10 protein-coding genes are annotated in these 12,373 nt (G+C 48.0%); 5 read left to right on the top strand and 5 right to left on the bottom strand.

Annotated features, from left to right (window positions below; translation table 11 throughout):
* Positions 1-48 precede the first annotated feature (48 nt).
* On the top strand, positions 49-1,521 hold the full coding sequence (locus tag B153_RS0114395) for a phytoene desaturase family protein (RefSeq protein ID WP_020597430.1): 1,473 nt from the start codon (positions 49-51) through the stop codon (positions 1,519-1,521).
* Positions 1,522-1,648: 127 nt separating this feature from the next.
* Positions 1,649-2,485 carry a phytoene/squalene synthase family protein gene (locus B153_RS0114390; RefSeq protein ID WP_020597429.1) on the top strand — a complete coding sequence of 279 codons (837 nt, stop codon included), beginning with the start codon at positions 1,649-1,651 and terminating at the stop codon, positions 2,483-2,485.
* Between the two features lie 11 nt (positions 2,486-2,496).
* Here B153_RS0114390 and B153_RS0114385 read toward each other — a convergent pair whose 3' ends face one another.
* Positions 2,497-3,384, bottom strand: coding sequence for a cupin-like domain-containing protein (locus tag B153_RS0114385; RefSeq protein ID WP_020597428.1), 888 nt, complete (start codon positions 3,382-3,384; stop codon positions 2,497-2,499).
* Between the two features lie 184 nt (positions 3,385-3,568).
* Here B153_RS0114385 and gatB point away from each other — a divergent pair, with 184 nt between their 5' ends.
* The 3 genes from gatB (at position 3,569) to proC (ending at position 7,082) form a co-directional block, all read left to right on the top strand.
* Positions 3,569-5,059 (top strand): Asp-tRNA(Asn)/Glu-tRNA(Gln) amidotransferase subunit GatB, encoded by a 1,491-nt coding sequence (gene gatB / locus B153_RS0114380; protein ID WP_020597427.1) that lies wholly within the window; start codon positions 3,569-3,571, stop codon positions 5,057-5,059.
* Positions 5,056-6,189: a TlpA disulfide reductase family protein gene (locus B153_RS0114375; RefSeq protein ID WP_020597426.1), complete on the top strand. Its 1,134-nt coding sequence runs from the start codon at positions 5,056-5,058 to the stop codon at positions 6,187-6,189. Before gatB ends, B153_RS0114375 begins: the two co-directional genes overlap by 4 nt.
* 89 nt (positions 6,190-6,278) lie before the next feature.
* Positions 6,279-7,082: a pyrroline-5-carboxylate reductase gene (gene proC / locus B153_RS0114370; RefSeq protein WP_026262156.1), complete on the top strand. Its 804-nt coding sequence runs from the start codon at positions 6,279-6,281 to the stop codon at positions 7,080-7,082.
* A 77-nt stretch (positions 7,083-7,159) separates the two neighbouring features.
* On the opposite strand, the gene purB is transcribed toward proC, so the two are convergent.
* The 4 genes from purB to plsY all read right to left on the bottom strand — a co-directional run bounded on the left by purB (position 7,160) and on the right by plsY (position 12,287).
* Positions 7,160-8,500, bottom strand: a complete 1,341-nt coding sequence (purB, locus tag B153_RS0114365; RefSeq protein ID WP_020597424.1) for an adenylosuccinate lyase — start codon at positions 8,498-8,500, stop codon at positions 7,160-7,162.
* A gap of 98 nt (positions 8,501-8,598) precedes the next feature.
* Positions 8,599-10,080, bottom strand: a complete 1,482-nt coding sequence (locus B153_RS0114360; RefSeq protein ID WP_020597423.1) for a DUF1207 domain-containing protein — start codon at positions 10,078-10,080, stop codon at positions 8,599-8,601.
* Positions 10,081-10,129: 49 nt separating this feature from the next.
* Complete coding sequence (locus tag B153_RS0114355) at positions 10,130-11,491, bottom strand: dipeptidase (protein ID WP_020597422.1); 1,362 nt, start codon at positions 11,489-11,491, stop codon at positions 10,130-10,132.
* A gap of 145 nt (positions 11,492-11,636) precedes the next feature.
* Positions 11,637-12,287 (bottom strand): glycerol-3-phosphate 1-O-acyltransferase PlsY, encoded by a 651-nt coding sequence (gene plsY / locus B153_RS0114350; RefSeq protein ID WP_020597421.1) that lies wholly within the window; start codon positions 12,285-12,287, stop codon positions 11,637-11,639.
* Between the last annotated feature and the right edge of the window lie 86 nt (positions 12,288-12,373).

The following is a 12,373-nucleotide window of genomic DNA, read 5'->3' as shown; positions in this document are numbered from 1 at the left end:
AGCTTCCTCAGCTAGCTAGTATCACCTCAATCAACAATTTTCTGTCTAATGCCCCAACGCGTACTTGTCATTGGAGCCGGATTCGCGGGTCTGGCTGCCGCAACCAGCCTTGCCGACAAAGGCTATGATGTTACAATTCTTGAGAAAAATGATAGGCCAGGTGGCCGGGCACGGGTGTTTCAGGCAAATGGGTTCACATTCGATATGGGCCCAAGCTGGTACTGGATGCCCGATGTTTTTGACACCTATTTTGAACGATTCGGCAAGAAAACCTCCGATTACTACGATCTTGTTCGGCTCGACCCATCGTATTCCGTAATTTTTAACCCTACTGAAGTTATTGATCTGCCCGCTGGTATTCAAAATCTGGAAACACTTTTCAACCAGATCGAGCCAGGAAGTGGGGCGAAACTTCAGCAGTTTCTTAAGCAGGCGTCCTACAAATACGATGTCGGTATGAATAAATTTGTCTGGAAGCCCAGTCGGTCTATCAGCGAATTTTTGAGCCTGAAACTGCTGTACGATGTAACGCGTCTGGATGTCTTTCAATCATTTGCCACCCACGCCCGTAAATTCTTCAAGAACCCACGCTTACTTGAGATTATTGAATTTCCGATACTTTTTTTGGGAGCTACCCCCGAAAATACCCCCGCCATGTATAGTCTTATGAACTATGCCGAAATGGCATTGGGTACCTGGTATCCAATGGGTGGTATGTACGAAATTGTAAAAGCCATGGTTAGCCTGGCCGAAGAAAAAGGGGTCAAACTACTGCTGAATCAGTCCGTAAAGTCAATTGAAATCACGAATAATAATGCCAAGCGGGTACTAACCGAAAATGGGATTTTCGAAACGGATGTCGTTGTAGCCGGAGCCGATTATCACCATGTCGATACGCAGCTCATTGCGCCATCCTACCGCAATTATGACGACGCTTATTGGCAAAAACGTATAATGGCCCCGTCGTCTTTACTCTTCTATCTGGGTGTGAACAAGCGAATTCCCCGTTTGCAACACCACAATCTTTTTTTCGACGAGGATTTCAAGTTGCATGCAAAGGAGATTTATGAAACCCCGCGCTGGCCGAGCAAACCATTATTTTACGCATCGGCCCCCTCAAAAACAGATCCGGGCGTAGCGCCTGAAGGGTGTGAAAATTTATTTTTGCTCATCCCTGTCGCTCCCGATCTTACTGACGATTCGGAAACGCGTGAACATTACTTCTCTATGATTATGGATCGGTTGGAAGCGTATGTAGGGGAAGACATTCGTAATCATATTGTTTTTAAACGTAGCTATGCCCACAGCGACTTTAAGGCTGATTACCATGCGTTTAGAGGTAATGCATACGGCCTGGCCAATACACTGCGGCAAACGGCCATTTTGAAACCCTCCTTAAAGAACAAACGGGTAAATAACCTCTTCTACACGGGTCAGCTTACCGTACCCGGACCGGGCGTTCCCCCTTCGCTGATATCGGGTTTAGTAGTTGCGGATGAAGTTGCTAAAGAATTTGTTTAACTTTATCGGGCAAATAACTAAACAAAATGACATAAAATCGAATTTACTAAGAAAGTATCACCCTTTACACGTAGGATTCGTATCTTTTTGCGCGTTTACTCAATAAACCCTTCCTGCTCTAAACTCTATGATGGCGTTGTTCAATAAAACCGCACTGGAATGTAGTAAGCTGATTACGGAACGTTACAGTACGTCATTTACGCTTGGTATTAAAACCCTTGATCGTAAATTTCATTTCCCGATCTACGCTATCTATGGGTTCGTTCGATATGCCGACGAAATTGTGGATACGTTTCACGAATACGACAAAAAGACGCTGCTGGATCGCTTCAAATTTGATACCTATCAGGCCATTGAAGAAGGCATCAGCCTGAATCCAGTACTTCAATCGTTCCAATTAGTAGTCAGGCAATATCAAATTGAGCAGGAGTTGATCGAGTCATTCCTGAAGAGTATGGAAATGGATCTGTATCACCAGAACTATACGTCTGAAGGCTATCAGCAATACATTTATGGCTCAGCAGAAGTAGTTGGTCTGATGTGTCTTCGGGTCTTTTGTGAGGGCAATCCAGCAGAATTTAACCGCCTGCGCGAACCGGCCTGCAAACTGGGAGCCGCCTTTCAGAAAGTGAATTTTCTGCGGGATATGAAAAGCGATTATGTAGAGCGAGGGCGAACGTACTTTCCGGGCATTGATTTCAGCAATTTTGACCTGGATGTCAAACAATGCATCGAATCCGACATTCAGCGTGATTTCGACGAAGCCTACATCGGGATCATGAACCTACCCCGTGGTGCACGAATGGGTGTTTATCTGGCTTATATGTATTACCAGACGCTGTTCAATAAAATTAAACAGCTTCCGGCTTCCCGGATTCAGAATGAGCGAATCCGGGTGCCTAATCCACAAAAAATCGCCTTGCTGGCCCAGACTTATCTTAAGTATCGACTCAATGTAATCTGATACCGCAAGTCTTACGCCATTTTTTCCACTGTACCCAGCACCGAACCAACTACAGAAAGATAGGTCTGAACAGCCCCGGCTAGTTTAGGCCGACGTTGCTGCATATTCACATCGACCTCGCTCATAAAATTTTTCCAGTTGGAATCATTCAGGCAATCGAGCGCAACCGAAATTGTAGGCGTCAATGAACGGGCTGTGTGCCACCAGCCACAGGGAATAAACAGGGTTTCGCCAGGGCCAACCACAAATTTTATAGGTGTAGTTTTGGCAAATAAGGGGTATTTTTCCAGATCTGGATTCCACACATCATCTACCTGCGATACCCAAAGATTATCGGGCCGTGGGTATACATAGGGGGTTTGATCTGGCGGAATCACGGTAAACTCTTTCTCTCCATACAGCTGCGTTATGTAGGCATGCAGACTCATGTAATCGTAATGCACATAGGGAAACTGAGCACCTGGACTACCAAAAAATATTTCCAGTGTATTCGCTCCCGACAAAAACCGCTTGGGCAATAATTTACTCTGGATTCGATCGGGAAGCGCGTATTTGAACCGGGGCAAAACATCATTGAGCAGCTCGGGGTAATCGCGCTCAATCTGAAGTGTACAGGGGTAAGGAGCAGGATTCTCCTCAGTGCCGGTCAGCATCCAGTCGATGTATTCGCCTAGTGTATATTTCTTTCCCGCAATTTCGACTTCCCGGTCACTATAATGTTCTTTAAAAAACTCAGGGGTAAACTTATTCTTCGCCGACCAGGCAGCGCAGGCATCACCAATAACCACCGGATAATTGCCGAAAAGATGCTTTTCGGCAAACTCTTCGTAACTTAAATTGTATTTTTTCTCAACAACCAGGGCTCCTTTACGAACCAGTTCAACTGTTTGGGTATCCATCTTATGGGTTGGTCAGTAGACAAAAAAGTCATTTACTATTTAGACTTTAAGTTTACCGACATGGACAACTCTCATCCAGCGTATTTATTGTTCGGTGGTTTCGTTTAGCAATTGATACTCTGCCAACCATTACTCCCACTGTTTGATTTCTAGCTATCTTTGCGTAAAATCATTATATCTACCTATGGTAGCCGAAGCAGCCCTCTCGCCAGATATTCTTTCCCGATACGAAGCGGTCGTCGGACTGGAAGTGCACTGTCAGTTACTTACAGAAAGCAAAATTTTTGCAGCCGATGCCAATTCATTTGGGGCAGAACCCAATACCAACATTAGTGTCATTACGCTGGCGCATCCGGGCACGTTACCTAAACTGAACCGGAAAGCCGTTGAGTATGCTGTTCGGATAGGCATAGCCTGTGGAAGCGAGATCACACGCCGAAACATCTTTGCCCGTAAAAATTATTTTTATCCCGATCTGCCTAAAGGCTATCAGCTTTCCCAGGATAAAGGCCCTATCTGTGTAGGCGGAGGGGTTTTAGTGAAAGCCAAAGACCCTGCAACGGGAGAAACCTACCAAACGACCATTCAGCTTCATCATATTCACCTCGAAGAAGATGCGGGAAAAAGCATCCACGATGGCGACGAGTGGGCCACTCAACTGGACTACAACCGGGCTGGTACTCCCCTGATCGAGATGGTCACTGAACCCTGCATCCGCACGGCCGATGAAGCCGGCCAGTACCTGACTGAAGTACGACGGCTGGTGCGGTATCTGGACATTTGCGATGGGAATATGGAAGAGGGGTCACTCCGTTGCGATGTAAATGTTTCGATCCGTCCTAAAGGGTCCACAAAACTCGGCACGAAGGTTGAAGTAAAAAATCTGAACTCCATACGGAACGTCATGCGGGCTGTTGATGGTGAGTTTCGACGGCAGGTCGAATTAGTAGAAACGGGCGGAAAAATTACCCAGGAAACCCGCACCTTCGATGCAGCCACGGGACTCAGCTACGCCATGCGGGAGAAAGAAACGATGAATGATTATCGCTACTTTCCTGACCCCGACCTCACCCCCGTAGTTATTTCGGACGAGTGGCTGGCCGACATCCAGACCCGGATGCCCATGTTGCCAGCGGCTTTTTTCCAAAAATTGACCACTACGTACGGATTGCCTGAGTACGATGCCGCTATATTGACCGATGCCAAAGAACTGGCTGATTACTTCGAAGCCGTTTGTCAGCATACGACCCAGTACAAAGCGGTATCGAACTGGATTATGGGGCCTGTAAAAGGTCAGCTTACTGAAAAAACGTTACGCGAACGCCAATTTCCCGTTACGGTTAGCCAGTTAGCCGCCTTAATTGAGCTGGTAGCCAGCGGAACGGTTAGTCAGACGGCAGCGCAACAGGTCTTTGGTTTGCTCGTTGATCAGCCCGAGGCATCGCCGGAAGAGCTGGCTCGAGCCAACGGACTGATTCAGAATCGCAATACCGATGCATTACAAACGTTGGTAGAAGAAGTACTGGCGGCCTGGCCCGATAAAGTAGACCAGTTTCACAAAGGCAAAAAGAATTTAATGGGCTTGTTTGTCGGCGAGGTCATGAAAAAATCGAAAGGCTCGGCCGACCCCAAACTGGTAAATGAGTTGTTAGCGAAGACCCTACAAAAAAAATGAAACAGTTAGTATGCTGCCTGGCAAGCCTTCTGGCCTTAAGCCTGACAACCAATGCGCAAACCACAAAGCCTTTTACCGTAACCGGTAAAATAGCTAAAGCAACCCCGGGCAGTTACGTCTACCTGGAAGCGAACTCCCAGCCAACACGTAAAATCGACTCTACAAAAGTGGGAGCGGATAATACGTTTACACTTAATGAAAAAGTTGCTGATGGTGGAGAAGTGTTCATTCTCAACGTGGGTGGCGGCCAGAAAATGGCCCTCCTGGTTGAAGGGGGCGAAACCCTGAAAGTAACTGCCGACGGCTTCCGGATGGACCCCAAAACCGGCCAGATGGGAAAGGCTACGGTTACAGGCTCCAAAAACATGGAGTATTACGAGAAGCTGAATACGCTCCGTACCGATATGGAAGCCAAAGTGCAGACGTGGAACAAACAGGTCGCGGCTGCTACGGAAAAGAAAGACAATAAACGGATTGCTCAGATTGAACAGGAATACCAGACCGCCGAGCAGGATGTTGTAAATAAAGTAAAAGCCATGCTACCCGAAATGGGCACCTCGCTGGTATCGTTGTTTGCTCTGAACTTCATCAATATCGATACTGATTTCGCTATTTATGACCAACTCGCTCAAAAATTCGAGAAAGAGAACCCTAATAGTCCGCACGCGAAATCCTTAATTGGTCGGGTATCCCGCATTAAAGGTGTAGCGATCGGTGCTCCTGCGCCCGAGATTGCCCTAAGCGACACCACCGGAAACCCTGTTCCTCTCTCGTCTTTGCGCGGCAAATATGTTCTGATCGACTTTTGGGCATCGTGGTGCGGGCCCTGCCGCGCCGAAAACCCAAACGTAGTCCGAATGTATAATAAGTTCAAGGATCGCGGTTTTGCCATCTACAGCGTATCGCTCGACCAGACAAAAGACAAGTGGGTAAAAGCCATTCGCAACGACAACCTGACCTGGACGCACGTTTCGGACCTGAAATTCTGGCAATCGGCAGCCGCCCAGCAATACGGTGTGCAAGCCATTCCGGCTACTTTCCTGCTCGATAAAGATGGTAAGATCATTGCCAAAAACCTGCGCGGTGAGGCTCTCGAACAAAAACTGGAAGAAGTGTTACAAGTAAAATAAACGAAAGAAGAACGTAGAAAAGGGACGAAGGGGAGAAAGAGTGTCTCACCTGTTCGTCCCTTTTCTACGTTCTCCATTTTCCCTTCACTATGAAAATTGCTATTGTTGGTTGCGGTAACATGGGTATGGCATTTGCCAAATCGTTTTTACAGTACGATCTGGTAAAAAAAGAGAACCTGCTCTTAATCGAAAAAAGTGCAGACCGGTCGGAAGCGCTGAAAGCCGAAAAGGCGGGTGTTGTTGTAGAAACCATCGGGCCGCACGTTGGCGAAACGGATCTGATTATTCTATCCGTCAAACCGCAGGATTTCAACAGCGTACATGAATCGCTCCGGGCCATTATCCAGCCCAATCAGATGATTTTATCGATTATGGCAGGGATTCCAATCGCGCAGATTCAGGAAAAACTCGGCCACCCGCTAGTGGTGCGGGCTATGCCTAATACACCCGCCATGCTGGGTATGGGCATTACGGGCTTTACAGCCGCCAAAGAGGTCGATCTGGCCAACCTCCGTCGCGTCGAAAACCTGATCAATGCCACCGGCCGATCTATTTTTCTGGAAGACGAAGCTATGCTCGACGCCGTTACTGCCTTAAGCGGTAGCGGCCCGGCCTACTTTTACTACGTAGTAAAGGCAATGGTCGACGCAGGAAAGCAAATGGGTTTCGATGATGCCGTTTCCGCCTTACTGGTCAAACAAACCATGCTTGGTGCCTATCACCTGATCAACAATGCCGACAAGTCGCTGGACGACCTCATCAAAGCCGTAGCGTCAAAAGGGGGCACAACCGAAGCAGCCCTCCGAACCTTTGAAGCAGGTGCTTTGGCTGATACATTAGTTGCGGGCATTAAAGCGGCCCAGCTACGAGCCACCGAACTTTCGAAAGGCTAGGAACAGGCTGGAAGCCCGCTTTGACTAACTTGTACTAAAGCAAAGTATAAGGCTAGGCAAGCGGGCTTCCAACAACATTACATGCCTGTGTAACTGAAGGGCGTAATAGCTCTAAGTTCCGTTTTCACGGCATCCGATACGTCCAGCCCGCCAATAAATTGCTGAATCGCCTGCTCCGTAATTTTCTCGTTCGTGCGCGTAAGGGCCTTCAACGCTTCATAAGGTTGTGGATACCCTTCCCGCCGGAGTACGGTTTGGATGCCTTCGGCTACAACGGCCCAATTCTCTTCCAGATCGGCATGAATCGCGGCCTGGTTCAGCTCCAGTTTGTTTAGCCCCTTCAGAAGCGATTTCAGCGCAATGGCTGAATGGGCGAAAGGGACGCCAATGCTCCGCAAAACAGTCGAATCGGTCAAGTCACGCTGTAGCCGGGAAATAGGTAGTTTGGCCGACAGATGCTCAAACAACGCATTAGCAATACCTAAATTTCCTTCTGAGTTTTCGAAATCAATCGGATTCACCTTATGCGGCATAGCAGATGAGCCTACTTCACCTGCTTTCAGCTTCTGTTTGAAGTAATTCATCGACACATACGTCCAGATGTCGCGGTCCAGGTCGATCAGGATCGTATTCAGCCGTTTGTACGCATCGAGCGTAGCCGCCAGCATATCGTAATGCTCAATCTGGGTCGTAAACTGGCTACGCACCATACCCAGGCTTTCGACAAACGTATCCCCGAATTTCTTCCAGTCTTCGTGTGGATAAGCGACAAAATGGGCGTTGAAGTTGCCCGTTGCTCCGCCGAATTTGGCCGCCACAGGTATATCGGACAGTAAGTGTAGCTGTTTTTCGATGCGCTCTATAAAGACCTGAATTTCCTTACCAAGCCGGGTTGGCGATGCAGGTTGCCCGTGCGTTCGCGCCAGCATAGGGACGTCTTTCCATTGCTCAGCCAGTTCCTGCAACCGGACAAAGATCTGCTGGTATAACGGTTTGATTTCGGTTTCGCAGGCATCACGTAACAAGAGCGGAATAGCCGTATTATTGATATCCTGTGAGGTCAGCCCAAAGTGGACAAATTCGAGATAAGGCTCTACGGGCGATCCTTTTAATTTCTCTTTAATAAAGTACTCGACCGCCTTTACGTCGTGATTGGTGGTCTTTTCGATCTCCTTGATTCGCAGGGCATCAGCCTCCGAGAAGTTCTCATATAGTGCACGTAAGGCAGGAAATTGCGCGGGGGCCACACCCGATAGTTGGGGGATCGGCCATTCGCAAAGTGCTATAAAGTACTCGATTTCGATACGAACTCGGTAATGAATAAGGCCAAGTTCAGAAAAATAAGGAGCCAGAGCCTCAACCTGAGACCGATACCGCCCATCGACCGGCGAAATGGCTGTCAATGCAGATAAACTCATAAAATGATGTATGATATGTGCTATAGGATGTAGGATGTATGCTATAAGGCTTAGTATAATGTCACCTACATCTTATAACATACATCCTACATCCTAAATCAGAATGGGTTCAGGTATAGACCTAAGCCAATCCAGGCCGTTTGCTGATCTTCGTATTGGCTATATGGTCTGAACCCTGAATAGCCTTCCAGAAGAAACGTTAAATTGTTTTGTGTACGACCCAGCTCGAAACCAATACCGCCATGAATGCCCGGCCGGAAATTGGTTTGCTGCCAGAATTTAACATCCACGCCCCCCACCAACCGGGTTGCCCTGGTCGATGGCTTTTTATAAAATGTACCAAACTGGGCGCTCAGTGGCTTCCGCTCTTCGGTTTTACGAAGCACTACCCCAGCTCCACCATACAATCGCCAATGGTTTACAGTGCGGCTGTAGGTAAAATCCAGCAGTTCGTAGTTAACCGCATTGGGTGAAGGAGCCGTTATCTGATTCCGGAAGATATAATCATCGCCCAGATGCGACGATAGATGGTAAACCCGAATTCGGTAATTGTTCTCGGCTCGTCGGATATTGTAGATGATACTGATTTTGTAATCTGTATTCATGATTCGCCGACGTGCTTTATTGGCCACCGCATCATGGTAGGCTTCAAACTGGGTAAATGAAGCTAAATCCAGAACCCATTCTTCGGCTCGGTCAGGAGCGCTGGTATGTCGGTAAAAAGGCTTGGCAAAACCAAACGCAAAGGGCACTATACTACCTTTGTACTTTTCGCCTTCAGTCCAGTAAGCGGGGAAAACACTACCATAGGTTTGCGCTTCCAGAGGGTCCAGTAAAATGGGTTCAAACAAATGCCCTTTCGGTAAAAACTCCTTTGTGACGCGAACAACCGAGGGTGATACAGAGCTAGCTGGTGCCGTAGCGACCGAGTCCGGTTTAGTGGCAACCGTTTTACGTTCCCGCTTGGGCCGCTGCGCTTTTTCGGTTTGCGGAACCGCTACGGGTTCCGCCGGAGCGGGTGTTGCTGGAGCTGGCGTTGCAAATGAACGTGGGGAAGCTGAACCCGATTCCGCTTTTTTAGCCTCGCGTTCGGCCTTTTCCTGCGCAGCCTTTGCGGCTTTCGATTCCCGGTCTGCTTTTTCCTGTGCGGCTTTTGCAGCCTTCGCTTCCTGTTCTTCCTGCTTACGCTTTTCCCGTAATTCCTTTCGCGAAGGTTCAACTACAGCCGGAGTTGTTTCCACAGGCGGATTAGCCACCGCCGGTGGCGTAGATGGAGCTGCGGACGGCGTTACAACAGCCGGAGCCGATTTGACCGTTTCCTGTGGAGGATTCTCTTTTGCCGCTTTTTTGGCCTGCTTCTGCCGCTCTTTCTCAGCCTGTTTGGCTTCGTATTCACGCTGTTTCTGTAACCACTCGGCCCGAATTTGGCGTTCTCGCTGAATTTCGCGCTCAATTTTCTCTTTCTGACGTTGCTCAGCAGGGGTTAAGACACGAGTCGGCTGCGATGTAGGGGTTTGCTGAGCTAAAGCCCAGTTGACAGCAAAAAAACTTACTGAAAGAGCCAACAGCGTTTTTTTCATACAGGACAAGGCGGATTTAGTCTTAAGTGGGTTTGCGGTATACAAATGATTACTGCTTAAGAGCTGCGTAATGCGTATAAAAATAGGGAATGGTTTCGATGCCTTTGTAGAAATTAAACAGGCCGTAACTCTCGTTGGGCGAATGAAGTGCATCGGCATCCAGTCCAAAACCCATCAGAATCGATTTTACACCAAGTTCTTTTTCAAACAACGCAGTAATGGGTATGCTCCCTCCCCCTCGGGTGGGAATCGGTTTCTTCCCCCAGGCATCTTCAAATGCTTTACTGGCCGCTTCAAATTCCACCGAATCGACGGGCGTAACGTAGGGCATACCGCCATGATGAGGTGTGACCGTAACCGTAACCCCCGGTGGAGCAATAGACCGGAAATGGTTGGTAAACAAGTCGGTAATTTCATCGGGTGTCTGATTAGGCACCAAACGCATACTGATTTTGGCCGACGCTTTAGAAGGAAGAACTGTTTTTGCCCCTTCGCCAATATAGCCGCCCCAGATCCCGTTTACATCCAGTGTGGGCCGAATCGATGTACGCTCATTAGTCGAATAACCTGCCTCGCCCATTACTTCCTTGATACCCAGGTCGCGCTTGTACTCTTCCAGATCAAATGGGGCTTTCGCTAGTTCAGCTCGTTCAGCATCGCTCAGCTCTACAACGTTATCATAGAAACCGGGCATCGTAATCCGGCCACTTTCGTCATGAAGCGATGCAATCATCTGGGCCAGCACATTGATCGGATTGGCTACGGCCCCACCATAAACTCCTGAATGCAGATCGCGGTTGGCACCCGTAACCTGTACTTCTACATAAGACAGGCCACGCAGCCCCATTTCCAGCGAAGGTGTTTCGTTTGATATAATACTGGTATCCGAAATCAGAATCACGTCGGCTTTAAGCAACTCCCGATTTTGGGTTACAAACATGCCCAGATGGTCTGAGCCAACCTCTTCTTCGCCTTCAATCATCACTTTCACATTGCAGGGCAGCCCACTGGTAGCTACCATGGCCTCAATAGCCTTGATGTGCATATAAAATTGCCCTTTATCGTCGCAGGCACCCCGAGCATACACTCGTTCGTTACGGATCGTTGGCTCAAACGGAGGAGATTCCCAAAGTTCGTAAGGATCGGCAGGCTGTACGTCGTAATGCCCATAAACCAATACCGTCGGTTTGGCTGGATCAACTATTTTTTCAGCATAAACAATCGGATGGCCTGGGGTTTCATACAACGTAGCCTTATCGAGTCCGGCAGCCGTTAGCTTATCCCGCACAAACTCTGCCGCCCGACGTACATCTGCTTTGAACGCCGAGTCGGCCGAAACCGATGGAATGCGCAGTAAATCAAACAATTCATCCAGGAATCGCTGTTTGTTGGCTTCAAGGTAGGTAGTCATATCTGGAGGTATGAGGTATGATATAGGATATAGCCCAGTCTTTAATGCATCAAACTTCCCATATCATACATCCAAAAAAGTTTGCCCCGAAGTTACGTACTTTTCGCGCAACCACGGGGCTAAACTGAGTGTATAGAAAAAAGGCTTAATGCTTTTTACGAAACCGAATCAGAACGGTTCGATTTTCTTCGCCCCGTAGCAGACGGCCAATGTTTTTATGATGGGTGAACACGACCAGTAGAAAAACCACAAAGCCGAATACAATCAATATTGGGTTTTCTTTCTGGCCAAATATCTGCAACAGGAGTAGCACCGGAAAAGCCAATGCTGCCAGGATGGAGCCAAGCGATACGTACTGTGAGGCAATTACGACAAGCAGGAAGATTCCGATACACACCAGAGCCATTTCAGGATGAGTCGCCAATACCATTCCGAGCAACGTTGCTACCCCTTTACCCCCTTTAAAATTAGCAAAAACCGGGTATAGGTGTCCGATCACGGCAACCAGACCAAAAACGATCTTGAAGGTAAGAATTTCGGTTTCGGTGATTACATCCGCATACCAAAGTAGAGTCGACAAAATTGCGGCTGTGTATCCTTTCATCACATCAACCAGCATAACGATAGTTCCTGCCCGTTTTCCCAATACCCGAAACGTATTGGTTGCACCAGCGTTACCGCTTCCGAATTTTCGAATATCAATTCCAAAAAATCCCTGACCATACCAAACGGCTGTTGGGATGGAACCTAGCAAATAAGCTACTACGGTGGTGATGCAAATTAACAGAACGTTCATCAAGTCAACTAAAGTAGGTACTTATTGGATAAAGAAACTGACCGCCAAAAACAGCAGGTTCTGTAAAAGGAATGTAACTCCAAAAT

Origin of the sequence: Spirosoma panaciterrae DSM 21099 (assembly GCF_000374025.1) — a bacterium.
In the GTDB taxonomy this organism is placed as follows: Bacteria; Bacteroidota; Bacteroidia; order Cytophagales; family Spirosomataceae; genus Spirosoma; species Spirosoma panaciterrae.
Note: the sequence above shows the minus strand (reverse complement) of the source record. Positions and strands in the feature narration are given on the sequence as shown.